This is a genomic window from Methylocystis sp., from assembly GCF_051061285.1.
Taxonomy (GTDB): domain Bacteria; phylum Pseudomonadota; class Alphaproteobacteria; order Rhizobiales; family Beijerinckiaceae; genus Methylocystis.
Genome location: NZ_JBPFEA010000024.1, coordinates 25,913 through 49,294, shown reverse-complemented (window position 1 = coordinate 49,294; position 23,382 = coordinate 25,913). Strand labels below are relative to the sequence as shown.

At 63.4% G+C, this 23,382-nt stretch carries 19 protein-coding genes; 5 read left to right on the top strand and 14 right to left on the bottom strand.

What is annotated here, in order from left to right; genetic code table 11:
* Positions 1 to 17 precede the first annotated feature (17 nt).
* The 4 genes from ssb to ACR65T_RS07900 form a co-directional block, all read right to left on the bottom strand.
* Positions 18 to 521, bottom strand: coding sequence for a single-stranded DNA-binding protein (gene ssb, locus ACR65T_RS07915; RefSeq protein ID WP_434495963.1), 504 nt, complete (start codon positions 519 to 521; stop codon positions 18 to 20).
* Between the two features lie 207 nt (positions 522 to 728).
* Positions 729 to 2,039: a C4-dicarboxylate transporter DctA gene (gene dctA / locus ACR65T_RS07910; protein ID WP_434495962.1), complete on the bottom strand. Its 1,311-nt coding sequence runs from the start codon at positions 2,037 to 2,039 to the stop codon at positions 729 to 731.
* 180 nt (positions 2,040 to 2,219) lie between these two features.
* Positions 2,220 to 2,642, bottom strand: coding sequence for a type II toxin-antitoxin system VapC family toxin (locus tag ACR65T_RS07905; protein ID WP_434495961.1), 423 nt, complete (start codon positions 2,640 to 2,642; stop codon positions 2,220 to 2,222).
* On the bottom strand, positions 2,639 to 2,902 hold the full coding sequence (locus ACR65T_RS07900) for a hypothetical protein (RefSeq protein WP_434495960.1): 264 nt from the start codon (positions 2,900 to 2,902) through the stop codon (positions 2,639 to 2,641). Before ACR65T_RS07900 ends, ACR65T_RS07905 begins: the two co-directional genes overlap by 4 nt.
* Positions 2,903 to 3,077: 175 nt before the next feature.
* Here ACR65T_RS07900 and uvrA point away from each other — a divergent pair, with 175 nt between their 5' ends.
* Positions 3,078 to 6,074: an excinuclease ABC subunit UvrA gene (gene uvrA, locus ACR65T_RS07895; RefSeq protein WP_434495959.1), complete on the top strand. Its 2,997-nt coding sequence runs from the start codon at positions 3,078 to 3,080 to the stop codon at positions 6,072 to 6,074.
* A 112-nt stretch (positions 6,075 to 6,186) separates the two neighbouring features.
* Here uvrA and clpA read toward each other — a convergent pair whose 3' ends face one another.
* Together clpA and clpS are read right to left on the bottom strand one after the other, a co-directional pair.
* Positions 6,187 to 8,625, bottom strand: coding sequence for an ATP-dependent Clp protease ATP-binding subunit ClpA (clpA, locus tag ACR65T_RS07890; RefSeq protein ID WP_434495958.1), 2,439 nt, complete (start codon positions 8,623 to 8,625; stop codon positions 6,187 to 6,189).
* Positions 8,626 to 8,634: 9 nt separating this feature from the next.
* Positions 8,635 to 8,991, bottom strand: coding sequence for an ATP-dependent Clp protease adapter ClpS (clpS, locus tag ACR65T_RS07885; RefSeq protein ID WP_123175299.1), 357 nt, complete (start codon positions 8,989 to 8,991; stop codon positions 8,635 to 8,637).
* A 267-nt stretch (positions 8,992 to 9,258) separates the two neighbouring features.
* Here clpS and ACR65T_RS07880 point away from each other — a divergent pair, with 267 nt between their 5' ends.
* Together ACR65T_RS07880 and ACR65T_RS07875 are read left to right on the top strand one after the other, a co-directional pair.
* A complete protein-coding gene (locus ACR65T_RS07880; protein WP_434495957.1) occupies positions 9,259 to 9,615 on the top strand; it encodes a hypothetical protein in 357 nt (118 codons plus the stop codon).
* Positions 9,616 to 9,856: 241 nt separating this feature from the next.
* Positions 9,857 to 11,401 (top strand): DEAD/DEAH box helicase, encoded by a 1,545-nt coding sequence (locus ACR65T_RS07875; RefSeq protein ID WP_434495956.1) that lies wholly within the window; start codon positions 9,857 to 9,859, stop codon positions 11,399 to 11,401.
* An 82-nt stretch (positions 11,402 to 11,483) separates the two neighbouring features.
* Here the strand turns inward: ACR65T_RS07875 and ACR65T_RS07870 are convergent, their stop codons facing one another.
* The 5 genes from ACR65T_RS07870 to rpmG form a co-directional block, all read right to left on the bottom strand.
* Positions 11,484 to 11,918, bottom strand: coding sequence for an HIT family protein (locus ACR65T_RS07870; protein WP_434495955.1), 435 nt, complete (start codon positions 11,916 to 11,918; stop codon positions 11,484 to 11,486).
* Between the two features lie 168 nt (positions 11,919 to 12,086).
* Entirely contained in the window at positions 12,087 to 12,950 is an 864-nt protein-coding gene (locus tag ACR65T_RS07865) for a prephenate dehydratase (protein WP_434495954.1), read from the bottom strand.
* Positions 12,951 to 12,958: 8 nt separating this feature from the next.
* The gene (locus ACR65T_RS07860; protein WP_434495953.1) at positions 12,959 to 13,696 is read right to left on the bottom strand and encodes a 3-deoxy-manno-octulosonate cytidylyltransferase; all 738 of its coding nucleotides are present in this window, start codon (positions 13,694 to 13,696) and stop codon (positions 12,959 to 12,961) included.
* A gap of 4 nt (positions 13,697 to 13,700) precedes the next feature.
* Positions 13,701 to 14,114, bottom strand: coding sequence for a hypothetical protein (locus ACR65T_RS07855; RefSeq protein ID WP_424375773.1), 414 nt, complete (start codon positions 14,112 to 14,114; stop codon positions 13,701 to 13,703).
* 459 nt (positions 14,115 to 14,573) lie between these two features.
* Positions 14,574 to 14,741, bottom strand: a complete 168-nt coding sequence (rpmG, locus tag ACR65T_RS07850) for a 50S ribosomal protein L33 (RefSeq protein ID WP_014892635.1) — start codon at positions 14,739 to 14,741, stop codon at positions 14,574 to 14,576.
* A gap of 369 nt (positions 14,742 to 15,110) precedes the next feature.
* Between rpmG and ACR65T_RS07845 the strand changes: the two genes are divergently transcribed.
* Both ACR65T_RS07845 and ACR65T_RS07840 read left to right on the top strand, forming a co-directional pair.
* Complete coding sequence (locus ACR65T_RS07845) at positions 15,111 to 16,100, top strand: hypothetical protein (protein ID WP_434495952.1); 990 nt, start codon at positions 15,111 to 15,113, stop codon at positions 16,098 to 16,100.
* Between the two features lie 95 nt (positions 16,101 to 16,195).
* The gene (locus tag ACR65T_RS07840) at positions 16,196 to 16,906 is read left to right on the top strand and encodes a hypothetical protein (RefSeq protein WP_434495951.1); all 711 of its coding nucleotides are present in this window, start codon (positions 16,196 to 16,198) and stop codon (positions 16,904 to 16,906) included.
* A 181-nt stretch (positions 16,907 to 17,087) separates the two neighbouring features.
* On the opposite strand, the gene rnr is transcribed toward ACR65T_RS07840, so the two are convergent.
* The 3 genes from rnr to ACR65T_RS07825 all read right to left on the bottom strand — a co-directional run bounded on the left by rnr (position 17,088) and on the right by ACR65T_RS07825 (position 23,281).
* Entirely contained in the window at positions 17,088 to 19,364 is a 2,277-nt protein-coding gene (gene rnr, locus ACR65T_RS07835; RefSeq protein ID WP_434495950.1) for a ribonuclease R, read from the bottom strand.
* A 143-nt stretch (positions 19,365 to 19,507) separates the two neighbouring features.
* Positions 19,508 to 22,438, bottom strand: a complete 2,931-nt coding sequence (gene topA / locus ACR65T_RS07830; RefSeq protein ID WP_434495949.1) for a type I DNA topoisomerase — start codon at positions 22,436 to 22,438, stop codon at positions 19,508 to 19,510.
* Between the two features lie 111 nt (positions 22,439 to 22,549).
* Entirely contained in the window at positions 22,550 to 23,281 is a 732-nt protein-coding gene (locus ACR65T_RS07825) for a ZIP family metal transporter (RefSeq protein ID WP_434495948.1), read from the bottom strand.
* Positions 23,282 to 23,382: the final 101 nt, after the last annotated feature.

Below are 23,382 nucleotides of genomic sequence, written 5' to 3'. Positions count from 1 at the left end.
GCGCGGTGCGTCTGGGATCAGAAGGGAATGTCGTCGTCGAGTTGGTCGGAGAGCTTGCCGGCCGGGGCGGGACGCCGCTCGCCGGGACCGCGCTCCATCGGCGAGGAGCGGCCAAAGGATCCGCCGCTCTGGCTATAGCCGCTGTCATAGTCGCCCTCGCTGCGTCCGCCCTTGCTGTCGAGCAGAGTCAGTTCGCCGCGGAAACGCTGCAGCACGACATCGGTCGCCTTGCGCTGATTGCCGTCCTTGTCGGTGTATTCGCGGGTCTGCAGCTGGCCCTCGAGATAGATCTTGGAGCCCTTGCGGCAGTATTGCTCGGCGATCTTCCCGAGATTTTCGTTGAAGATCGACACATTGTGCCACTCGGTCCGATCTTTGCGCTCGCCGGTGTTCTTGTCGCGCCAGGACTCGGTGGTCGCCACCGAGAAGGAGACGACGCGATCGCCGGACGGCAGCGTCCGCACCTCCGGATCGCGGCCGAGATTGCCGATCAGGATCACTTTATTGACGCTGCCCGCCATGTCGCTCTCCGCTTGCTTGACGCGTGGCACTCTAGTGCAAAGGCCGCTCCTGGGGCGCGCCGGCTTGGCTTGTCCACAGATGATGTGCGCGCGCCACGACGCGACCTCAGATGTTCATTTTTTGTTCTAGCACCGGTCGCAACACCGCGCAAGCACAGCGGAATTTTGTTCTCTTTTCCTAAGCTTAGCGCCTGCGGGCGCCCGGCCTCACTCCGTCGTGACGCCGATCGCGACATCGGAAGGATCGATTTTGCGTGCGAGCCCCGCCGTCAGCCGCGCGCGATCCAGCTCGCCCTCCCAGGCGGCGACCACGATGGTGGCGACGCCATTGCCAATAAAATTCGTCAAGGCGCGGCACTCGCTCATGAATTTATCGACGCCGAGCACAAGCGACATGCCCGGCGCCAGCTGCGGATCGACCGCCATCAAGGTCGCCGCCAGAGTAATGAACCCCGCGCCGGAAACGCCGCTCGCGCCTTTCGACGTCAGCATTGCGACGATGAGGATGGTCGCCTGATGCGACAGATCAAGCTCGACGCCCATCGCGCGCGCGATGAACAGCGTCGTCAGCGTCATATAGATGTTGGTGCCGTCGAGATTGAAGGAATAGCCGGTCGGCACGACGAGTCCGACGACCGACTTCGAGCAGCCGAGCCATTGCAGCTTCTCCATCAGAGCGGGCAGGGCGCTCTCCGATGAGGATGTGCCAAGCACGATGAGCAGCTCGTCGCGCAAATAGGCGATAAGGCTGAAGATGTTGAAGCCGGCCGCGCGCGCGATGAGGCCCAGCACGAAGACGACGAAGAGCCCGGCCGTGAGATAGAACAGCCCGACGAGTCCGGCGAGCGACAGAAGTGCGGCTGAGCCGTATTTCGCCACCGTATAGGCCATGGCGCCGAAGGCGCCGATCGGCGCGGCTTTCATGATGATGGCGATGACGCCGAACATGGCGTGGCCGACGTCGTCGATGATCACCCGCAGCGCCCGGCCGCGCTCGCCGAGCGCTAAGAGCGCGAAGCCGAAGAGCAGCGAGAACAGCAAGACTTGCAGAATGTCGCCCTTGGCGAAGGCGCCGATCGCGCTGTCGGGAATGATGTCGAGTAGAAAATCGACGCCGCCGCGCTTTTCCGCGAGCGCCGTATATTTGGCGATGGCGGAAGGGTCGGGTTTTCCGGCGAAGCCAGCGCCGACCTGCGCAAGATTTCCAATCAGCAGGCCAAGCGCGAGGGCGAAGGTGGAGACGATCTCGAAATAAAGGAGCGCCTTCAGACCGACGCGGCCGACTTTGCGCGCGTCCTCGATATGGGCGACGCCGGAGACGACCGTGCAGAAGATGATCGGCGCGATGGCCATCTTGATGAGCTTGACGAAGCCGTCGCCGAGCGCCTTCACCCAGTCCTGCGCGGCGGCCTCGGGCGCCAGCCCGCCAAACAGCGCGCCCAGCGCAATCGCCGCGAGCACCTGGACATAGAGATGGCGGTAAAGGGGTTTGCGGGTGGCGGAGGGATTGGCGGTCATGAGGGTATTGGCGCCTGCCGCGCGTAACGGGAGCAACGCATACTTTAGTATCACCTTTCGCGTCAAAACCGCCCGTCATTGCGAGCGAAGCGAAGCAATCCAGCCGTCCGCCGCCGCCTTTGGATTGCTTCGTCGGCTGCGCCTCCTCGCAATGACGGCGGGGATTTCCAAAGCGTATCGCTAGCGCGCTTCGAACGGATTGACGACGGCGATGTCGAGATCGACGAAATCCGCGACGTTGCGCGTCGCGAGAGTCATGGCGTGCGCCGAGGCGATGCTCGCGACCAGCGCGTCCATGACATTGAGCGGTTTGCCGAGCGCCTGCCGCTTCGCCCGCAGCCGCGCGAAGGCATGCGCCGCGCGTTGATCGAAGGTGAGTATCCGGCCGGCGAAAATCTCCGCTTCGATCATATCGCAAGCCCTGGTCAGCGCCTCCTTCTTGCGGCCGTCGGGCAACAACGCCAGGCCGAAACGAAGTTCGGCGACGATCGGCGCGGCGATGAAGAAGTCGATATCGGCGAAAGAATCCATCCAGCGGCGCACATTGGCGTCGCCCGTCGGCTTGATCATTTCGGAGACGATATTCGTGTCGAGCAGGATCATTCGAAATCCGGCGGCGCGCGGTCGCTGTGATCGCGCGGCGGAATGAAGTCGTCCGTCCAATCCTCTTGCGACACGAGACTTTTGAGCCGCGTTCCAAGTCCTCCGGCCCCTCGGGCGCGTTCTGGCCGGATAGCCTGAGACAAAGCGCGTTCAAGCAACACTTTCGCCTGGCTCGAAATGCTGCGCTTATGCCCGTGCGCCAGATCCTCGATCTGGCGCTTCATTTCCGGGGGAACGTTTCTCAACAGTATGTCAGGCACGTCAGGCTCCGAGTTTGATATCAATGATATCGCTGTGCTGGCGCGATATCAAGACCGGCATGCAAGGGGGCTGATCGAGCATCGGATAAGCTTCAATGGATTTATGCGGCGGCGCGTGGCATTTGCCTTGCTCAGCGCCTAAATGACGCTTCCACTCTCCTTCCGGCCTTTGTGAATGGCGACCATCAAGCAAAAGGACGCGCGAGCGGGCGCATCAATTAAGCCTAGCGACTCCAAATCCATCTCCATCCGCGGCGCGCGCGAACATAATCTCAAGAACGTCGATCTGACGATTCCGCGCGATAAGCTGGTGGTGTTCACGGGCTTGTCCGGCTCGGGCAAGTCGTCGCTCGCCTTCGACACCATCTATGCCGAAGGCCAGCGCCGCTATGTCGAGTCGCTGTCGGCCTATGCGCGGCAATTTCTGGAGATCATGCAGAAGCCCGACGTCGATCAGATCGACGGGCTGTCGCCGGCGATCTCCATCGAACAGAAGACGACGTCCAAAAACCCCCGCTCGACCGTCGGCACGGTCACCGAGATTCACGACTATATGCGTCTGCTCTGGGCGCGAGTCGGCGTGCCCTATTCGCCGGCGACAGGGCTGCCGATCGAGAGCCAGACCGTCTCGCAGATGGTCGATCGCGTGTTGGCGCTTCCTGAAGGCTCGCGGCTCTATCTGCTCGCGCCGGTCGTGCGCGGCCGCAAAGGCGAATACCGAAAGGAGATCGCCGAATATACGAAAAAGGGCTTCCAGCGACTCAAGATCGACGGCGCCTATCATGAGATCGCCGACCCGCCGGCGCTCGACAAGAAGTTGAAGCACGACATCGATGTCGTGGTCGATCGCATCGTCGTGCGTCCCGACATGAGCGCGAGGCTGGCCGACAGTTTTGAGACCGCGCTCGATTTGTCGGGCGGCCTCGCCGTCGTCGAATTCGCCGACGCGCCAAAGGGCCAGAATGTTCTGCTCGCGCCCGTGCAAGCGGCGGCGAACGTCTCGATGCATTACGCCCCGCATCACATTTTGTTTTCGTCGAAATTCGCCTGTCCGGTGTCGGGCTTCACCATCCCGGAGATCGAGCCGCGGCTGTTTTCCTTCAACAATCCCTTCGGCGCCTGTCCGGTCTGCGGCGGCATCGGCCATGAACAGAAGGTCGACGCCGACCTCGTCGCGCCCAATCCGAAGCTGACGCTGCGCAAAGGCGCGATCGCGCCCTGGGCGAAATCAACTTCGCCCTATTATCAGCAGACGCTCGAAGCGCTCGGCAAGCATTACAAGTTTCGGCTCGACGTCCCGTGGGAGACGCTTTCCGACAAGGCGCGAAACGTCATTCTCTACGGCTCGGGCGAGGAGGAGATCCGCTTCTCCTATGACGACGGCTTTCGCGCCTATGACGTCAAGAAGCCCTTCGAAGGCGTCGTCATCAATCTCGAGCGGCGCTATCTCGAAACCGACAGCGAATGGGCGCGCGACGAGATCGGCCGCTATATGTCGGCGACGCCGTGCCTTGCATGCGAAGGCTTTCGCTTGAAGCCCGAAGCGCTCGCCGTCAAAGTCGCGCGCAAACATATCGGCGAAGTCTCGGAGCTTTCCGTGCGCGCCGCGCTCGACTGGTTTCGCGCGCTGCCCGACGCGCTCGACAAGAAGCGCAATGAAATCGCCTTCCGCATCTTGAAGGAAATTCGCGACCGGCTAAACTTTCTCGTCGACGTCGGCCTCGACTATCTGACGCTGTCGCGCAATTCAGGCTCGCTGTCGGGCGGCGAAAGCCAGCGGATCCGCCTTGCGTCGCAGATCGGCTCGGGACTGACCGGCGTTCTCTATGTGCTGGACGAACCGTCGATCGGGCTGCATCAGCGCGACAATGACCGGCTGCTCGACACGCTGCGGCGGCTGCGCAATCTCGGCAATAGCGTCATCGTCGTCGAGCACGACGAGGACGCGATTCTCGCCGCGGACTATGTCGTCGATGTCGGACCCGGCGCCGGCATTCACGGCGGCAAAATCGTCGCGCAAGGGACGCCGCAGGAGATCATGGACGATCCGGCTTCGCTCACCGGGCAATATCTGACCGGCGAGAAGCAGGTGATCCTTCGTCACAAGCTGCGCAAGCCGACGGCCGGGCGTTGGCTCAAGCTCTTCGGCGCGCGCGGCAATAATCTCAAGGACGTCACGGCGGACGTGCCGCTTGGCCTCTTCACCTGCGTCACCGGCGTCTCGGGCGGCGGCAAGTCGACGCTGATCATCGAAACGCTCTACAAGGCCGTAGCCCGGCGGCTTTCCGGCGCGCATGAGCACCCGGCGCCCTTCGATCGCCTCGAAGGACTCGAGCAGATCGACAAGATCATCGACATCGATCAGTCGCCGATCGGCCGCACGCCGCGCTCCAATCCGGCGACCTATACCGGCGCGTTCACGCCCATTCGCGAATGGTTCGCGGGCCTCCCTGAGGCGAAGGCGCGCGGCTATGCGCCGGGACGCTTCTCCTTCAACGTCAAGGGCGGCCGCTGCGAAGCCTGCCAGGGCGACGGCGTCATCAAAATCGAGATGCACTTTCTCCCCGACGTTTACGTCACCTGCGACGTGTGCAAGGGGAAGCGTTACGATCGCGAGACGCTGGAAGTGAAATATCGCGAAAAGTCCATCGCCGACGTGCTCGACATGACGGTCGAGGAGGCGGCGAATCTGTTCAAGGCGGTGCCGTCGATTCGTGACAAGATGGAAACCTTGAAACGCGTCGGTCTCGATTACATCCATGTCGGCCAGCAGGCGACGACGCTGTCGGGCGGCGAGGCCCAGCGCGTCAAGCTCTCCAAGGAGCTGTCGCGCCGCTCGACCGGCCGCACGCTCTATATTCTCGACGAGCCGACGACGGGTCTGCATTTCCATGACGTCGCCAAGCTGCTCGAAGTGCTGCATGAACTCGTCGAGCAGGGCAATACGGTGGTCGTGATCGAGCACAATCTCGAAGTCATCAAGACGGCGGACTGGATCATCGACATGGGACCGGAGGGCGGCGACGGCGGCGGCGAGATCGTCGCGACCGGACCGCCGTCTCAGATCATCAAGGAAACGCGCAGCCACACGGGGCGCTATCTCGCCGAAGCGATGGCGCGAAAACCATCTGCGGCGGCGCCGGCGAAACCTAAGAAAGCCCGTTCGCTTTAAGGTCCCTCACAGAAGCGCCGCCGCCACGCCTTCTCCTCAAAAAAGCAGGAGCCGCCTCGCAGCGCATGCGAAGCGGCCCATGTTTGTTGCGCGGCGCGCGCCCGTTCGGCGTTTAGCTCTTCAACGGCGCCGAACGTTCGTCGCGTTCCGCATCCGCAGCGCGAATCGCCGCGTCATCTCCCGATGCGGCTTCCTCCGCGGCGCGCTTCTTGCCGGCCTCGAAGATGTCGCGCTCAGGCCGCGGCAACACCGGACCCTCCGGGAAGACGAAGCCCAGCGACTTCGCTCCGGTGTCGTCGCCGACGACGACGACGCGCACAGCGCCGCCGTTCTTCAGGCGGCCGAACAGCACCTCGTCGGCGAGCGGCGTCTTGATGTGCTGGTGGATGACCCGCGACATCGGCCGCGCGCCCATCGATTCGTCATAGCCATGCTCGACGAGCCAGCTGCGGGCTTCATCGGTGAGCTCGATCGTGACATTGCGGTCGGCAAGCTGCGCTTCGAGCTGCATAATGAATTTGTCGACGACGCGCTTGATGACGTCGACCGGCAGATGACCGAAAGGCACGATGGCGTCGAGACGATTGCGGAACTCCGGCGCGAAAAGCCGATTGATCGCTTCGCTGTCGTCGAGATCGCGGCGCGTGCGTGTAAAGCCGATCGGCGTGCGGGCAAGATCCTGCGCGCCGGCGTTCGTCGTCATGATGAGGATGACGTTGCGGAAGTCGATCGTCTTGCCGTTGTGATCGGTCAGCTTCCCGTGGTCCATCACCTGCAGCAGGATGTTGTAGAGATCGGGATGCGCCTTCTCGATCTCGTCGAGCAGCAGCACGCAATGCGGATGCTGGTCGATGGCGTCGGTCAGCAGTCCGCCCTGATCAAAGCCGACATAGCCGGGAGGCGCGCCGATCAGCCGGCTCACCGTATGGCGCTCCATATATTCCGACATGTCGAAGCGCACGAGCTCGATGCCGAGCGAGGTCGCCAGCTGGCGCGCGGCTTCCGTCTTGCCGACGCCGGTCGGTCCGGAGAAGAGATAGCAGCCGATCGGCTTCTCTTGATCGCGCAGACCCGCCCGCGCCAGTTTGATCGCCGACGTCAGCGCCGAGATCGCCTTATCCTGCCCGTAGACGACGCGCCGCAGCGTCTCATCGAGATGCGCGAGAACTTCGGCGTCGTCCTTGGAGACGGTCTTCGGCGGCACGCGCGCCATGGTGGCGATCGTCGTTTCGATCTCTTTCAGTCCGATGGTCTTTTTGCGCTTGTTTTCCGCGACCAGCATCTGCGCCGCGCCGGTTTCGTCGATCACGTCGATCGCCTTGTCCGGCAGCTTGCGGTCATGAATGTAACGCGCCGAGAGCTCCACCGCCGCCTTCAGCGCGTCGTTGGTGTAGCGAATCTTATGGAACTCCTCGAAATAGGGCTTGAGTCCCTTCACGATTTCGATCGCATCGGGGATCGAGGGTTCGTTGACGTCGATCTTCTGGAAGCGCCGAACGAGTGCGCGATCCTTCTCGAAATACTGCCGGTATTCCTTGTAGGTCGTCGAGCCGATGCAGCGCAGCACCCCCTGCGCCAGCGCGGGCTTTAGAAGGTTCGAGGCGTCCATCGCGCCGCCCGAGGTGGCGCCCGCGCCAATCACCGTATGGATCTCGTCGATGAAGAGAATCGCGTTCTTGTGATTCTCGATTTCCTTCACGACCTGCTTCAGGCGTTCTTCGAAGTCGCCGCGATAGCGCGTGCCGGCGAGCAGCGCGCCCATGTCGAGCGCGAACACCGTCGCCCCGGCGAGAACTTCGGGCACCTCGTTCGAGACGATCTTACGCGCAAGGCCTTCGGCGATTGCCGTCTTGCCGACGCCGGGATCGCCGACGAGCAGGGGATTATTCTTTTGCCGGCGGCACAGAACCTGAATCGTGCGCAGCACTTCCGGCTCGCGGCCGATCAGCGGGTCGATTCGGCCGTCGCGCGCCTTCCTGTTGAGATTGACGCAATAGGCCTCGAGCGCGCCTTCCTTCTTGCGGCTCTCGCCGTCGCGGCCCTCGCGGCCTTCGCTGCGCTCGCCGTCTTCCTCGACGCCGCGCGGACTCCGGCTGGCGTCCGAAAGCCCGGGACGCTTGGCGATGCCATGGCTGATGAAATTGACGGCGTCATAGCGCGTCATGTCCTGCTCCTGCAGGAAATAGACGGCGTGGCTTTCGCGCTCGGCGAACAGCGCGACTAGAACATTGGCCCCGCTGACGTCTTCGCGGCCGGACGATTGGACGCTGATAATCGCCCGCTGCACGACCCGCTGGAACCCGGCGGTCGGCTTGCATTCATCCGCGTCTTCGTTGACGAGGTTGTCGAGTTCGCGATCGATGTAGTCCCGCAAATTCTTGGTCAGGACGTCGAGATCCACCGAACAGGCGCGGAGCACCGCCGACGCGTCGACGTCCTCGACGAGACTCAGCAGGAGGTGCTCGAGCGTCGCATATTCATGGCGCCGCTCGCGGGCGGACGCGAGCGCACGGTCGAGGGTCTGCTTGAGATTGCGCGAGAAGGTCGGCATGCGCTCGTCCTATTTCTTTTCCATGATGCATTGCAGAGGATGCTGATGCTTCCTTGCAAAATCCATGACCTGGGTGACTTTGGTCTCAGCGACCTCATAGGTGTAAACGCCGCATTCGCCGACGCCGTGATTGTGGACGTGGAGCATGATGCGCGTGGCTTCCTCCACCGATTTGTTGAAATATTTCCGCAGCACGATCACCACGAACTCCTGGGTCGTGTAGTCGTCGTTCAACAAAAGCACCCGATACATATTGGGCTTGCGCGTCTGAGGACGCGTTCGCGTGACGAGCGCGGTTCCGGCCCCGGGACCGACGTCGCCTCCCTTGCGCGGCTCCTTGGCCGCTCGCGGCGCACTAGCCGCCATCGCTAGCGTTAAATCCTCCGCCGCCACGTCTTCACCCTTTCGATCCTTTTCATGTAGGTCGGCACAGTGGTTCTTTTAGGGTCGACTCGCAGAATCTGGGCCATTTCCACGGTGAGGGAAATCAAGAACATCGCTAGTTTTGAGCTTTCCCTGCGGCTTGGCAAGGGGTCGCGCGACGCGTCGTCGCCGAGTTTTGTCGAAAGCCGCATCAATAAAAAATTCACCTCCGCTAGATTAGCGTCACACCGCTAACCTTCAGGCATTCAAGTGCGTCGACCCCTCGAGCATCGCCGTTTAAGCCAACCCCGCGCCGGCCTTCCGGCGGGCGTCTGGAGTCTCGCGGCGCTGTCGATCGCCGCTTGTTTGTGCAGCGTGCTCGGCGCCAAGCTGCTCTCAAATATGTTTGAGCCTCCCGAAGCGTTGGCGCCCGCAGGCCTTTCCCGGGGCGCGGAAGCCGAGCGGCGCGGCCTTGCCAAGGCGGCGCCGCAACGTGAGGCGCCGGCGCCGACAGAACAACGCGAGGCCGACGTCGACCGTTTGCCGACAGGTACGATCCCGGACAGGCGCAAAGGGCGGAAGGCGTTGACGCCTTGCGGCGAAGCTGGCGAAATCGCCGATCATTAGTTTTTTTGCGACCAACCCTCGTGTGCGTGGCCCGACGCGCGCATATATTTATTGACAATCTGGCAATTGCCCTTAAAGCATTTCCGTGGCTATCGCCCGCGCTTCTTTGCGGCGGACCGTCGGCGGGCCAGATAGCTGTCGCAGCGTCGATGGCGACTTCTCTCAACATCCACGCGCGCTTCTTTACGGCTGGCGCGCAAGCGGAATTTCCGCACATGCGAGCCGTAATTCAGGATAATTAATGACATTCGAAGAACTGGGCCTTTCCCAAAAGGTTCTCGCGGCCGTCCAAACCTCCGGCTATACGACCCCCACGCCAATTCAGGCGCAGGCCATTCCACCCGCCTTGCAGGGGCGCGACATTCTCGGCATTGCCCAAACGGGCACCGGCAAGACCGCCGCCTTCACCCTGCCGATGCTGAGCCGTCTCGAAAGCGGCCGCGCCCGCGCCAGAATGCCGCGAACGCTCATTCTGGAGCCGACGCGCGAACTCGCCGCGCAAGTCGAAGCAAGCTTCGCCAAATACGGCAAGAACCATCGTCTCAACGTCGCGCTGCTGATCGGCGGCGTCGCCTTCGGCGAGCAGGAAACCAAAATCATGCGCGGGGCCGACGTGCTGATCGCCACGCCGGGCCGCCTGCTCGACTTCTTCGATCGCGGCAAGCTGCTGCTCACCGGCATCGAAATTCTCGTCATCGACGAGGCGGACCGTATGCTCGACATGGGTTTCATTCCCGACATCGAGCGCGTCTGCAAGCTGGTGCCGTTCACGCGGCAGACGCTCTTCTTCTCTGCGACGATGCCGCCTGAAATCACGCGGCTGACTGAAGCCTTTCTGCATAATCCGATCCGTTGCGAAGTCTCGCGCGCCGCGACGACGGCGACCACGATCCGGCAGGTTCTCGTCGCTTCGCGGGGCCACGCCGATAAGCGCGAGACGTTGCGCAACCTCATTCGCGACGCCGATAACTTCAAGAACGCGATCATCTTCTGCAACCGCAAGCGCGACGTGGCGACCCTTCATCGCTCGCTCGTCAAGCACGGCTTTTCCGCCGGCGCCCTGCACGGCGACATGGATCAGCTGGCGCGGATGGCCTCGCTCGACGCCTTCAAGACTGGCGATGTGTCGCTGATCGTGTGTTCGGATGTGGCGGCCCGCGGCCTCGATATTCCGGACGTGAGCCATGTGCTCAACTTCGACGTCCCGACGCACAGCGAAGATTACGTGCACCGGATCGGCCGCACCGGCCGCGCCGGCCGGTCGGGCGTGGCGATCACGCTCGTCACCGAAGACGACATGAAATATATCGACCAGATCCAGAGCCTCATCGGCAAGGCGATCGACTGGGAGGGGCCGGGCTTCGACGCCTTGCCGCCGCCGATGGAGACGAGCCGCCCGCAAGAGCGCCGTGGCGAGCGCGCCGAACGCGGGCCGCGCCGGGAGCGCGGCCGCCGGCCGGCCGCCGCCGAACGCGACGCGCCCGTCAGCCGCCGACCAGCCGCCGCCGAGCGCGAAACGCCCGTCAACCGCCGGCCAGCCGCCGCTGAACGCGAGGCCCCCGTGAGCATCGGCCGGTCCCGCGGCGGCCGCGTCAAGGCTGATGGAGAAGGCGTAAGGCCTCCGGCCTATGGGGCGCCGGCCGCGCCGCCGGCCGCAGAGCGCCGTGAACGCCGCCCTCGCCATCATGAAGACGATGGGCCGCCCGTCATTGGACTGGGCGACCATGTGCCGTCCTTCCTGCTGCGCCCCGTGGCGCTGAGGCCGGCGAAGGTCGGCGAAGAATAGGTTTTTTCGGCAAGGCTCGCCTAGTCAAAGGCTTGCCTAGTCAAAGGCTTGCCCGATCAGGCAAGCCGGCCCCGCAGCGGACTCATCCTTCGAACGGCGCCATTGCGCCGCGAATTTTCTCCGCCTGTTCAGCGAGCTTCGCGTCGTCCGCCATGGTCCCCGGAGGGCGCAAGGCGACGCCGTCCCAGCGCGGCAGTAGGTGGAAATGCAGGTGATAAATCACCTGTCCGCCGGCGCTTTCGTTGAATTGATGCAGCGTCAGGCCGTCCGCGGCAAACGCCTTTTCGATCGCCTTCGCGACATGCTGCACGCGCTTCATCAATTGGCCGAGCGTTTCCGGCGAGACGTCGAGGAGTCCGCGCGCGCCTACTTTTGGAATAACCAGAACATGGCCCTCGGCGCGCGGCATGATGTCCATAAACGCGAGCGAGACATCGTCCTCATAGACCTTATGCGCGGGGATTTCTCCGCGCAGAATCTTGCCGAAAATATTATTGGGGTCATAGGCGACGGCCATGGGCTGTTCCCTTCGAGCGCTTGCTCCTTAAAATCGTTTTGGCCGTTCCGACGGGCGCTTGCGTCTCGAGGGACGTCGCTCATGGCGCGAACGCAGCGTCGCCTGGCGGCGACAGTCCCGTTCCCGCTGAAGAAGGCCGGCAAGGAAAGCAATTGCGGTTGAGGCCTGTCAATCCCCAAAGGCGAAGGCGCGGATATTGGTGAGGCGAAAATCGCTCGCCGGATAAACGCCGAGAATCTCCACTTCCTTGGAGAAGAACTGCAGTTCTTCGAGCGCGCGCGCCATCGCCGGCTGCTCGGGATGTCCGTCGGCGTCGGCGAGAAAGCGCGTCGCGGCGAATTCGCCGTCAACCATGTAGCTTTCGAGCTTGGTCATATTGACGCCATTCGTGGCGAAGCCGCCAAGCGCTTTGTAGAGCGCGGCCGGCACGTTGCGGACGCGAAAGATGAAGGTGGTGATGATCGACCCCGCGCTCGGCGCCGCCCAATGCCTGGTCTTCGACAGCACGATGAAACGCGTCGTGTTATGCGCCTCGTCCTCGATGTTCTCCGCCAGCACGTCGAGATCATAGATGTCGGCGGCGAGTCGCGGCGCGATCGCGGCCTTCGTCGGGTCGCCCCATTCGGCGACTTCGCGCGCGGCGCCGGCGGTGTCTCCGGCGGTGTGCGCCGCAAGGCCGAGTTGGCGGATGGCGCGGCGGCATTGACCCAGCGCGTGGACATGGCTGTAGACGCTTTTGAGCCCCTGCCGCGTCGCGCCCCTGGGCGCCATCAGGTGGAAATGGATCGGCAGGAAGTGTTCGCCGACGATATGCAGACCCGAATACGGCAGGAAATGATGAATATCCGCGACGCGTCCGGCGATCGAATTCTCGATCGGGATCATGCCGAGCGCGGCGCGCCCCTCGGTCACCGACGCGAAGGCGTCCTCGAAGCTTGCGCAAGGGAGCGGCGTCAGATGCGGATAGGCCTGACGGCAGACGAGGTCGGAATTCGCGCCGGGCTCTCCCTGATAGGCGATATATTGCGTCACTTTGCGTCCTATTCGCGCGCCGCGGCGCGCAGCGCGGTCAAATCGCGTTCGGTATCCACCGATGGGGCGCCTTTGTCCAGCAGCGCGGCGTCGATGCGCATGCCGGCCTCGAGCGCGCGCAACTGCTCGAGGCGCTCACGCAATTCGAGCGGAGAGGGCGGAAGCGCGACGAATCGTTCCAGCGCGGCGCGGCGAAAGGCGTAAACGCCGATGTGCTTCAATCGCGGCCCCGCGCCATAAGGCGCGGGGGCGCGCGTAAAGTAAAGCGCGCGAACCCGTCCAGGCGCGAGCGAGGCTCCCACGAGCTTGACGGCGTTGGGATCGCTGGCGTCTTCGGCGCGCGCCAAGCAGGCGAGGGTGCCGATGTCGACGGCTGGATCGTCGAGAAGCGCGAGCGCCGCTTCGAGCGCCCCGTCAGGAAGCAGGGGCTGGTCGCCTTGCAGATTGACGGCGGCGCCATGGCGGCCTTTCGGGTCGAGCGCCCGCAAGGCTTCGCCGATGCGATCGCTGCCGCAGGCGTGAGAGCCGCGCGTGAGCGCCGCGTGTCCGCCGACCGATTCGATCGCGTGCGCGATCTCGGGAGAGTCGGTCGCGACGACGACAGGTCCGAGCGCTGCGGCGCATGCGCGCTCCCAGACATGGACGATCATGGGCCGACCGTCGATTTCGGCGAGCGCCTTGCCGGGCAGACGCGTCGAGCGTAGACGCGCCGGAATAATGACGATCGGCGCGAGCGACGCCTGCACGGCGCTAATAGGCGTTGCTATCCTCGGCCATCCAGCCTTTTTCGCTCTTCACGAAATGCAGCGTGCCTTCGCTCGTGTGCACTTCGGCCTTGGCGAATGTCCGGTTGTCGTCGAGGCCGAGAAAGGCGCAGGTTCCGCGCTCGCGCTCATCCGCGCATTTGGCTTCGAAACCCTCGGGAAACAGAATTTCAGCCTCATACATCAATTCGTAAGCGTCGACGTTCTCGCGCTTCACTTCGCGACCCTGCACCTTCTTGAAGGAGACGAGCTTGGCGTCGACGCCGTTCTTCTCCAGAAGATTGCGCAAGACCTTCGCGCCCGTGGCGTCGCCGGGCATATGTTCGCCGCAAGCGGAAAGCGTTAGGGCGACCGAGACGCCGGCCACAAGCCCAAGAACAAAGCGGAATCCAGATGCCATCTACTCCTCCAGCGCCACGTTCATCAGGGCGCGATGTTATTGGTTACGCTGGTCGTCGAAACGCCCTCGCAACTCCCCATCTGTGAAATTTCATATCAGATAGTTGCATTTTTGTGCAGCCGGAGTAACGTGACTGCGCCAAATGAGTTGCGCGTCTGGCGGCGTCGAAGGGCCTGTAAGAAGACCCATGGCGTGCGTAAGCGTTTGATGCGTATTCGGCACAACTTTGAATACCCTGCGGAGTGCTCAGGTCCGCCGCATCTCCTGGGTCCGTGGGGTTGGCCGACTGGCGGTGGTTGGAGTGGCCTCCTTGAAGCCATCGTCAGTCGGCCGCCTTCCCCAAGGCGGTTTCTTCTCCAGCCAAAAAATATCGGAGCGTCCCTGCGGCGACGCTCCTTCTGGCTAGACCAGCGATTGTGACGAACGCCTCGACAGGGCGCGCGCTTTATCTGCGCGCGCTTACTTGATCTTGGTTTCCTTGAATTCCACGTGCTTGCGCACGACGGGATCATATTTCTTGAAGACGAGCTTTTCCGTCTTGGTGCGCGCGTTCTTTTTGGTCACGTAGAAATAGCCCGTATCCGCCGTGGACAGGAGCTTGATCTTGATCATGGCGGACTTGGCCATCGCTCATCCCAGTCTATCAGAGAAATGAAATCGTCCCGGTCGCAGAGCGCGCCGGGAGCGAATTGGCCGGCAACATACGTGCGGCGCGAACGATGTCAAGAAGGCGCGCCGGGCCAGTCTGAGTCCAGCGCGATTCGCGCCTCGTCAAGAGGAAGCAGCAAAGAACAGCCATAATTTCGTTGGTTAATCCACAAGAGAAGCGGCGTGTGGCTGGAACGACTCCGGCGAATTGCGCGGCAATACTCGGGCGGGAGGAAATATCTCGTAAGTAGCTGGCGCTCGCGCGCGCCGTCGAGCGCCGCGCCTGCATGTATCGACGTGAAGAAGTGCTTCCTTCGCCTTCACGCGAACGCGCTTGGAGTGAGTAGTATGAGCGTAACACTCGAAAAGCGGCGCAAAGTCGCGGAGTTGGAGAATTTTGAACGGCGGATACTCCAAGAGAAGCGGCGCCTCTTAAGAGAGCTCGAAAGCTTGGAGAAGCCCTTCCGCAACACGCGCGCGATGGGCTGGATCAAGGATGTTTCGAGCGACGTCGCCGGCGAGTGGCGCGCGGTCCAGGGAGCCGCGTCATTCAGAGCGCCGATCTGGTTTTATGTCGTCGCCGGGGCCATCCTGCTGGGAGGCGTCGGCTTCGTCGCACATCTTGCCTCGAGAGGCGCGCCGCGCGCCGATGGCGCGACGCTGCGTCAGGTCGAAACGCCGACGACGCCTGTGCGGATCGAGCCGCCGCCGGCGCCTGTCACCGAGACCGCGCAAGCCACCGACGTCGCGCCATCCTCGGCGCTTACGGTTAGCGCCCCGCCGGACACAATTGCGTCTCCGACGCCGTCGACGCCCGACACCAAGGAGCTGAAAGAGCGGCTTCTGGAGGCCCAGGCCGCGGCGGAGCCCTTGCCCGAGCCGCTGCCGCCGCCCCAAAAAACCGACGTTTCCGCCGCCGCGCCAGCGCTCGGCGCGGCGACGGTTCCGCCGCTCGGCGCGGCGCTGCCGAAAACCGCCTTCGACGACGCGCCGCCCGTCGATACGGCCGCGACGGCGGAGCCGGATGACGAGGCGCCCGCGGCGCGGAGTGCGGCGCGCGAAAGCCAGCGCGAGGACGCGCCCGCGAACGAAGGCCGCCGCGCAAAATGCTTCGTCAAGGTCGATGGACGGGTTCTCTTCGAGCGCAGCTGCATGCTCCGCCAGCCCGGGCGCTCAACGCTGACGCTCAACGCCGGAGACGACGCCGTCGTTCTGACGCAAGATCATGGACGGACGTGGACGGCGAGCCTCGGCGGCCGCAGCCTCGGCAAGGTCTATCGGACAGGCGAGTGCTGGGGCCGGCGCCGCCAGGTCTTCATCTGCGCCAAGGGCGCGTGAAGCGAGCCTATCGGCCTTTCGCTCGCGTAGAATCATTGGAGGGCGCGGCGCGCCCGCCGCAACTTCGGATACAATAGCAGCCCCGCCGAACGTTAGTGGCGGGGCTTTTGCGTTTTCTCGAAGGCGTGAATTCAACTTTTTCGATGGAGGCCAAATTGACATTCAAACATCGCATAGCGACCGCTTTCGCGCTCGCCGCCATATTGTTTTCAGGCGTCGCTCTGGCGGAGAAGGCGGAGGAGCGGCTCGTGAAAGAAGCGATCGCGCTGTTTCGCGCCTATGGGGTCATGCACCCTAAAGGGATTCCCAATTCATTGCCGCGCTGCTTCTATGCGGCGAGATGGAGGTGGACGAGCATTCCCGAGGGTTTGTCGCGCAAATATTTCGGGATCAAGGCGCTGGCGGGACTGGCCGCGGAAAATCCTTCTGGCTTCTATGAGGTCAAGAAAATATTCGATCCGGAAGGTAAGCAGCCGGAAGCTTTCTGCACAGAGGATCAGGATAAAGAAGAATTTCACGAGTTGTTTGAAGCATTCAAGAAAAAAATAAAATTGCGAGAGGAGCGTAAGATTGAAGCTTCTCCTCTGTCTGATTACTATAGGCGTTCAGAATATTCTTTTCCGGTGTTTGACACCAGATTTCGCAAGGCTGCGTTCATCAAAGTCGTTGAAGAACGGCAATTTATACGATGGCCAGACGGTAAGGTGACGCCCTTACCTCTCGAATTTATGGTCGTGGCGGTAATTCTCGAAAGGCGCAACGGCGTTTGGCGAGAAGTAGAGTCGGTTGTGACGGGCATCACATAGGGCCTCGATCGACGCTCCGTTCGAACGGCTCGGCTGTCATTCCCGACGCGCGCAAAGCGCGCGATCGGGAATCCAGAGCAAACCAGCGTTCTTGGAATCGGCTCTGGATTCCCGATCAGGCCTTCGGCCTGTCGGGAATGGCAGCGGTCCAAGCGAACTCATCAGCCGGACCCGCATCAGACTATCGTTTGCGGCGCGCGGGCTTTCGCTCACGTTCCTTTTTCGCCCGCGGCGGCGGGGCGCGGCGTTCGCCGCCGCTCACGACCTCGAAACGCAAGGCGCCGGCGATCGGCGCCGCCTCGATCAGCTTCACTTCGATAATATCCGCCAGCCGGTAGCTGACGCCGGAGCGCGAGGTGAGCGCATGGGCCGCTTCGTCATAGGCGTAATATTCACGGCCCAGCGTCGCCGCCGGCACGAATCCATCGGCGCCTGTCTCGGCGAGGCGCACGAACAGACCGGATCTTGTCACGCCGGAAATGCGCGCCTGAAAGCGCGCGCCGATCTGGTCGGCGAGATGATGCGCGATGAGCCGATCGACGGTCTCGCGCTCCGCCGCCATGGCGCGCCGTTCGGCGGCCGAGATGCGGGCGGCGATCTCCGCAAGTTCGCCGACCGGCATCTCCGGCAAGGCGCCTTCGCCGAGCTTCAAGGCGCGAATGAGCGCGCGATGTACGATCAGATCGGCGTAGCGGCGAATGGGCGACGTGAAATGCGCGTAGCGGCGCAGATTGAGGCCGAAGTGCCCGTAATTTTCATGCGTATATTCGGCCTGCGCCTGCGTGCGCAGAATGATCTCGTTGACGATGTTCTCATGCTCCAGGCCCTTCACGCGACCCAGGATCACATTGAAATGCGCGGGGCGCAGCGCTTGGCCCTTGGCGAGCTTGACGCCAATCGTCGCGAGAAATTCCGAAAGCGCCGTGACCTTTTCGCGCGAAGGTTCGTCATGGGCGCGATAGATCAGCTGCTGGCGATGCTGCTCCAAGGTTTCGGCCGCCGCGACATTTGCCAGGATCATGAATTCTTCGATGAGCCGATGCGCCTCGAGCCGCGGCGGAATGATGACGCGGTCGAAGGAGCCGTCTTTCTTCAACAGGATCTTGCGCTCGGGCAGATCGAGATCGAGCGGCGCGCGCAGATTGCGGGCGTGCTGCAGCGCTTCATGCGCGGCGTAAAGCGTCCGCAGCACCGGGCCGAGCAGCGGCTTCGTCGTTTCATCCGTGCGCCCCTCGATCGCGTCCTGCGCCTGCGCATAGGCGAGCTTGGCGTGCGAGCGCATCATCACGCGATGAAAACTATGGTCGATCTTTCTGCCCTTGCTGGTGACGCGCATGCGCACGGCGAGCGCCGGCCGATCTTCATTGGGCCGCAATGAACAGAGGTCGTTGGAGATGCGCTCGGGCAGCATCGGCACGACGCGGTCCGGGAAATACACCGAATTGCCGCGCTCCAAGGCGTCGCGGTCGAGCGCCGAGCGCGGCGTCACATAATGCGCGACGTCGGCGATCGCGACCGTAAGGACGAAGCCGCCGTCATTATCCGGCGCACTGTCGAGCGCGGCGTGCACCGCGTCGTCGTGATCCTTGGCGTCCGGCGGATCGATGGTGACGAGCGGCAGATCGCGCCAGTCTTCGCGGCCGTGCAGAGACGCGTGCTGCGCGCGCTCGGCTTCCGTCGTCGCCTCGGCGCGAAACACATCCGGAATGTCATGCGCGCGCAGCGCGATCAGGCTCACCGCCTTTTCGCCCGTCACCGAGCCGAGCGTCTCGCGCACGCGGGCGCGCGGCGCGCCAAAGCGCGTCTTGCCGATAAGATCGAGCGAGACGAGGTCGCCGTGCTTGCCTGCGCCGATGTCGGCCGCGGCGACGGCGAGTTCGCGTCCGGCCTGCTTCTTATCGATCGGCTCGACGCGGCCGGCGCCATTCGCTTCGATATGCAACACGCCGAGCACGCGTTGCCGCTGGCGCGAGAGGAGTTTGACGACGCGTCCGACATAGGGCGGTTCGTTCGGTCCGGCGTCGCGGTCGGGCTCGGCGCGCACGAGCGCGCGATCGCCGACGCCGGGCAGGGGCTCGCCCGGCCGGGCGCGGCGTGGCGCGTGGATACGGATGCGCGGCGCCGGCCCCAGCTCGTCCTCGTCCCATTCGACCGGCGCGGCGATCATCTCGCCGTCGCGGTCGCGCGCGATGATGTCGACGAGCGCCACCGGCGGCAGCGCCCCCTTGCGGTTCACGCGCTTGCCGCGCTTTTCCAGAATGCCTTCGTCCGCCATCTCGGCGAGCAGGCGCTTGATGGCGATGCGGTCGTCGCCAGTGACGCCGAAGGCGCGGGCGATTTCGCGCACGCCGATCTTGCGCGGGCCGCCCGCCTCGGTTTCGCGGGAGATGAAGGCGAGAATGTCTTCGCGAGAGGGCGTGTGTTTCGCCGCGTGTTTCGCTTCGTCGTCTTTCGCCAAGGGCTCGCTCAAAAGAGGCAATAAAATCGCCGTTCGACGCGGCGGGCGTGCACTTCAACCGGACTCGGCATCACACATATAGGACGCTGGCGGCAAAGTTGAAACGCTGCTTCAAGATCGGCGAAATTCGAGAAGGCTTTCCTCTACTTCGCCGCGGCTTTTTTCGTCGCGGTTTTTTTTGCGGGCGCCTTCTTCGCCGCAGGTTTCTTTGCGACCGTTCCGGCGACCTTTACGGGCTGGGATTCGTCAAAAGGCGTCTCATCGCTGTCTTCGATTTTCTTCTTTGCATTGGTCGGCGCTTTCTTACTGGGCGCTTTCTTACTGGGCGCTTTCTTGGCCGGCGCTTTTTTCGCCGATTTCTTCGGCGCGCCGCCTTTGGCTTCGATCAGTCGCAGGGCCTCTTCGAGAGTCACGTCCTCGGCCGAAGCGCCCTTGGCCAGCGTCGCGTTGATCTTGCCCCAGTTGACGTAAGCGCCGAAGCGGCCGGGGCGCACCGTGACCTTGCCGCCCTCGGGATGCTCGCCGAGCGCGCGTCCCCCGCCCGTCGCGCCGCCGCCGCCGGCGGCCTTCTCGGCGAGAAGCTCGAGCGCCTGTTCGAGCGTCAGCGACGCCTGATCGACGGCGCGCGGGATCGTCGCATTGATCTTGCCCCAGTTCACATAAGGACCGAACCGGCCAGCCTTGACGGTCACCGATCCGCCCTGAGGGTGATCGCCCAGCACGCGCGCCGGCTCCGAGGACCCGCGCGAGAAGCGGGAGCCGCCCGATTCCTTTTGCACGATGAGATCGATGGCGCGGTTTGCGCCGATGCTCAGCACGTCGTCGTCGCGGCCGATATTAGCGTAGGTCTTGCCATGCTGGACGTAGGGCCCGAAGCGGCCGATGCCGGCGACGATCGGATCGCCGCTCGTCGGATGTTTCGCGACTTCGCGCGGCAGCGCGAGCAGGGCGATGGCCTGCATCAGCGTCAGATCGTCAGGCCTGATGCTCTTGGGGAGCGAAGCGCGTTTGGGCTTTTCGCCGCCTTCCTCCTGCTCGCCTTCCTGCACATAGGCGCCGAAGCGGCCTTCCCGCAGCGTGACTTCCGCGCCGGTCTCGGGGTTAACGCCTAAGACCTTCACGCCCGGTCTCGCCGCGTCGGCGGCGTCGCCCGTCGGCGGCGACAGGGTTCGGGTATAGCGGCATTCGGGATAGTTGGAGCAGCCGACGAAGGCGCCGAATTTGCCGACTTTCAGCGAGAGCTGACCGCTGTTGCAGGCCGGGCAGAGCCGCGGATCGCCTCCGTCCTCCTTCGAGGGGAATACATGCGGACCCAGCAGCTCGTTGAGGCTGTCGAGCACCTCGCTGACGCGCAGATCCTTGGTGCCGTCGACGGCCGCCGAGAAATCTTTCCAGAAGTCCCGCAGCACCTGCTTCCAGTCGATCTCATTATTGGAGACGAGATCGAGCTTTTCTTCGAGGTCAGCGGTGAAGTCGAATTCGACGTAGCGCGAGAAGAAGCTTTCGAGGAAGGCGACGACGAGCCGTCCCTTGTCCTCGGGCACGAGGCGCTTCTTGTCGATTCGCACATAGTCGCGGTCGCGCAGCACGGCGAGCGTCGAGGCGTAGGTCGAGGGGCGGCCGATGCCGAGCTCCTCCATGCGCTTGACGAGCGTCGCTTCCGTGAAGCGCGGCGGCGGCTCGGTGAAATGCTGGGTGGCGTCGATCTTTTCGCGCGTGCAGGGCTCGCCCTGCGCCATCGCCGGCAGGCGACCGCCGTCCTCGTCCTCGCCGTCGTCGCGGCCTTCCTGATAGAGTTCAAGGAAGCCTGGGAAGCGAATGACCTGACCCGTCGCGCGCAGCTCCAACGCGCGGGCTCCGGCTTTCGCGTCGATGTCGACGGTGGTTCGCTCCATCTCGGCCGACTCCATCTGGCTGGCGATGGTGCGCGTCCAGATCAGCTCATAGAGCTTCGCCTGTTCGGGTTCGAGATATTTGGCCACTTCCTTGGGCAGGCGCGTGGGGTCGGTCGGGCGGATCGCCTCATGGGCTTCCTGCGCGTTCTTGGCCTTCGTCGTATATTTGCGCGGAACCTTGGGAACGAAACGGTCGCCGTATTTCTTTCCAATCACGCCGCGCACGCTGGCGACCGCCTCGGGCGCCATGTCGACGCCGTCGGTTCGCATATAAGTAATGAGACCCGCCGTCTCGCCGCCGATGTCGACGCCTTCATAGAGCCGCTGGGCGATGCGCATGGTGATCGCCGGCGCGAGCCCGAGCTTTCGCGAGGCCTCCTGCTGCAAGGTGGAGGTCGTGAAGGGCGCGTAAGGGTGGCGCTTGACGGGTTTTGCCTCGACCGAGCGCACGACAAAGGCGGCGGTCTCCAGCGCCTTCTTGAAGTCCTCGGCCTCCTGGCCCGCGCCGATGTCGAGCCGCGAAATCTTCTTGCCGTCGGCGCCGACGAGGCGCGCCGTGAAGGGTTCGCCCGCTTGGGTCTTCAGATGGGCGACGAGCGACCAATATTCGCGCGCGACGAATTTCTCGATTTCGAGCTCGCGGTCGCAGACGAGGCGAAGCGCGACGGACTGCACGCGGCCGGCCGAACGGGCGCCGGGGAGCTTGCGCCACAGCACCGGCGACAGGGTGAAGCCGACGAGATAGTCGAGCGCGCGGCGCGCGAGATAGGCGTCGACCAGCGCCTGATCGATCTCGCGCGGATGCGCCATCGCCTCTTGGATCGCGGCCTTGGTGACCGCATTGAAGACGACGCGCTCGATCTTCTTGTCCTTGAGCACGCGCTTCTTGTTCAAAATGTCGAGCAAGTGCCAGGAGATAGCCTCTCCCTCACGGTCGGGGTCGGTCGCCAGGATGACTTTGTCGGCGCCCTTCACCGCCTCGGCGATGGCGGCGACGCGCTTTGCGCCCTTGGCGTCCATTTCCCAGACCATGAGAAAATCCTGGTCGGGGTCGACCGATCCGTCCTTGGCGGGAAGGTCGCGAACATGGCCGTAGCAGGCCAACACATTGAAATTCTTGCCTAAATATTTGTTTATCGTTTGCGCTTTGGCCGCCGATTCGACGATAACGACATTCATTTCGTGATTATTCCAGGAGGCGCGCCGGCTTGGCGAGCGGCGGAAGATGGTCAAAATGGGCGCCCCCTGTCAAATTGGCTCGTCCTGACCTCGAAGGCTGCGCCGCGCCGCTCAGTGCTTGAAATAGCCGGTGAGCGCCGTGAAAAGCGCAAAGCCTCCGATGAAAAAGGCTGAGGACCAGCGCGTGTCCTCGGCCGTCTCATGCGCTTCTCTCATCAGGTCCTCGACCGCCGCGATTTGCAGAACCCCGGCGGTAAAGGCGAGCGCCGATAGCTTTAGCGGCTCGCTTTGGCCGCGCAGGAGCCAGTAGCCGATCGTCGCGCCGAGAAGGCAGAAGATGAAGAAGGACGCGGAGAGCGTCAGGCGCCAGAGCCGGCCCACCCCACTGCCTTTCAGATTGGCGATCGCGGCGAAGCCCTCGGGGAAGTCGGCGAGCAACTGACCCATAGCCAGGATTAAAGCTAGGCTTAAGGACAGAACCGAGCCGATGCCGATCATGAGGCCGTCGCTGAAGAGATCGACGCCCACCGCGGCGTAAACCATGGAGGCGCCGGCCCTGTCGCTGTCGGCTCCGATCAGCCAGTCGACCGACAATTCCAGAAGCATGTAGAAGGCGCCCCCGATGAGCAGCGCGAGCGCGATTGCCCAGATAGGAGCGCCGCCGGAGAGAGCGTTTGGCATCAGCTCGACGGCGACGACGGCGCTCACCACCCCTGCGGCGACGTGTAGCGCACGGCTCAGCATGCGCGGCGAGGCCTCGACGAATTCAGCGACAACGCCGCCGGCGAAATTGCCGAGGGTCGGCAGCGAGGCGAGCAGAAGAACGAGGGGAAAATCAGCCATAGCGTATATAGCTCTCACCCGGGCCAATTGGTTCCCTGCGGAGCGCTTGCTCGCCATGACGCCCTCCTGTATGAGCGAGCCCACGCGGCGCACGCCGTGTT

Bases quoted from the DNA above. Each gene is read 5' to 3' on its own strand.
- clpA (WP_434495958.1), bottom strand. From the start codon at position 8,625: ATGCCGACCTTCTCGCGCAATCTCAAGCAGACCCTCGACCGTGCGCTC.
- ACR65T_RS07825 (WP_434495948.1), bottom strand. From the start codon at position 23,281: ATGGCTGATTTTCCCCTCGTTCTTCTGCTCGCCTCGCTGCCGACCCTC.
- ACR65T_RS07845 (WP_434495952.1), top strand. From the start codon at position 15,111: ATGAGCGTAACACTCGAAAAGCGGCGCAAAGTCGCGGAGTTGGAGAAT.
- uvrA (WP_434495959.1), top strand. From the start codon at position 3,078: ATGGCGACCATCAAGCAAAAGGACGCGCGAGCGGGCGCATCAATTAAG.
- ssb (WP_434495963.1), bottom strand. From the start codon at position 521: ATGGCGGGCAGCGTCAATAAAGTGATCCTGATCGGCAATCTCGGCCGC.
- ACR65T_RS07870 (WP_434495955.1), bottom strand. From the start codon at position 11,918: ATGGCCGTCGCCTATGACCCCAATAATATTTTCGGCAAGATTCTGCGC.
- dctA (WP_434495962.1), bottom strand. From the start codon at position 2,039: ATGACCGCCAATCCCTCCGCCACCCGCAAACCCCTTTACCGCCATCTC.
- rpmG (WP_014892635.1), bottom strand. From the start codon at position 14,741: ATGGCCAAGTCCGCCATGATCAAGATCAAGCTCCTGTCCACGGCGGAT.
- clpS (WP_123175299.1), bottom strand. From the start codon at position 8,991: ATGGCGGCTAGTGCGCCGCGAGCGGCCAAGGAGCCGCGCAAGGGAGGC.
- topA (WP_434495949.1), bottom strand. From the start codon at position 22,438: ATGAATGTCGTTATCGTCGAATCGGCGGCCAAAGCGCAAACGATAAAC.
- ACR65T_RS07855 (WP_424375773.1), bottom strand. From the start codon at position 14,114: ATGGCATCTGGATTCCGCTTTGTTCTTGGGCTTGTGGCCGGCGTCTCG.
- ACR65T_RS07875 (WP_434495956.1), top strand. From the start codon at position 9,857: ATGACATTCGAAGAACTGGGCCTTTCCCAAAAGGTTCTCGCGGCCGTC.
- ACR65T_RS07905 (WP_434495961.1), bottom strand. From the start codon at position 2,642: ATGATCCTGCTCGACACGAATATCGTCTCCGAAATGATCAAGCCGACG.